At 31.3% G+C, this 1670-nt stretch carries 1 protein-coding gene; it reads left to right on the plus strand.

Features of this window, described 5'->3' with window-relative positions:
- Positions 1 to 169 precede the first annotated feature (169 nt).
- A partial coding sequence (locus VLM92_RS10765; protein ID WP_325276349.1) for a methyl-accepting chemotaxis protein occupies positions 170 to 1670 on the plus strand: 1501 nt, incomplete at its 3' end.

The following is a 1670-nucleotide window of genomic DNA, read 5'->3' on the forward strand; positions in this document are numbered from 1 at the left end:
CAAATTATAAATATTAAAGTAATATAGCTCTATATATACCATTCAAATGGATTTTTATCTAGAGCATAGACAGCAAAGGAAAAGACAACGTTGGCTATTTAAATAGAAAAAATTTTATTATATTATGTAGCAAAAATCATAACAAATCAAATTGAGGGGAGACATGTATATGAAAAATTTAAAAATAGGTAAAAAGCTAGGTATATCTTTTATTGTTTTACTGATCCTTGCAGCATTTGGAAATTTTTATGCTATATATAATTTGAAAAAAGCGGGAGAACTAAGCCATGATTTATTTGAGGGACCTTATGTAGTAACAACTGAAAGTATGGGAATTCGTAGAGATTTAGTTTCCATTGGAAGAAGTATTAATGGTGCATTTATTGACGATAGCCATGGCAAAGTTAGATTACAAATTCTAAGTGACTTTGATATTATTAATAAAAGAATTGAAACAATTCATAATTGTTCTATAGAAAGTGAAAAAATTATTGATACTCTTGATAATATTGAAAGTTCAGTAGCTCAGCTAAGACAAGAGTACGAAAAAATGTATAAAATTACACAGCAAGAGAATTTTAGTGGTATGTTAGCAGATATAGATATGACTGGATACAATAAAGCATTTGCAAATAGTACACAAAACTCAGTAAATCTTTGCGTACAGGCAGAATCTCGTGGTATTGCATTTGACAAAGGAGTAAGTGATACAGTGACAAATTCAATGTTTGTTTCCATAGCGCTTAGCTTGTTTGCCACAGTAACAGGAATAATTATAGCTACATATATTACAAAGAGTTTAAGGCAACCAATTGAAGAAATAGAAATAGCTGCAAATAAAATGGCTGTTGGTGACTTTGATATTACTATTAATTATGAATCAGAGGATGAATTAGGTACTTTATCAAATAGTATGCGTCAAATGAGTAATAAAACTAAGGAAATTATAAATGACACAGTTCGTATTTTAGGAGATTTTGCATCAGGTAATTTTGATGTTGAACCTGAAGTAGAATACATAGGAGTATTTAAAAATATTGAAAATTCAGTAATTAGAATAACTAATGATTTAAGTGAGACAGTGTCACAAATAAATGCAGCGTCAGAAGAAGTTGAGGCGGCATCAGAACAAGTGGCAAGCGGATCACAAATGTTATCACAAGGTGCGACTGAACAAGCAAGTGCAATTGAAGAGTTATCTGCAACTATTATAGAAATATCTGACAAAATTAAAGATACTGCAAAACATGCGGCACAAGCTAATGTTTTATCATTGAGCGCAGGTCGTGAAGTTGAAGATGGTAATGAACAAATGAAGCAAATGGTTAAATCTATGGAAGAAATTTCATTTACTTCTCATGAAATTGGAAGAATTATAAAGACAATAGATGATATTGCATTCCAAACAAACATATTAGCATTGAATGCTGCAGTGGAAGCCGCTAGAGCAGGTGATGCTGGTAAAGGATTTGCTGTTGTTGCAGATGAGGTAAGAAATCTTGCTGCCAAATCAGCAGAAGCTGCAAAAAATACAGCTACACTTATTGAAAATTCAATAAACGCAGTTGATAAAGGCACTAAGATTGTAGATTATACAGCTGGATCACTTCAAAAAATAATACATACAACTAATCAAACTATTGTATTAGTTGATGAAATAGCTAAAGCAT

Origin of the sequence: Romboutsia sp., assembly GCF_035470145.1 — a bacterium.
Taxonomy (GTDB): domain Bacteria; phylum Bacillota; class Clostridia; order Peptostreptococcales; family Peptostreptococcaceae; genus Romboutsia_D.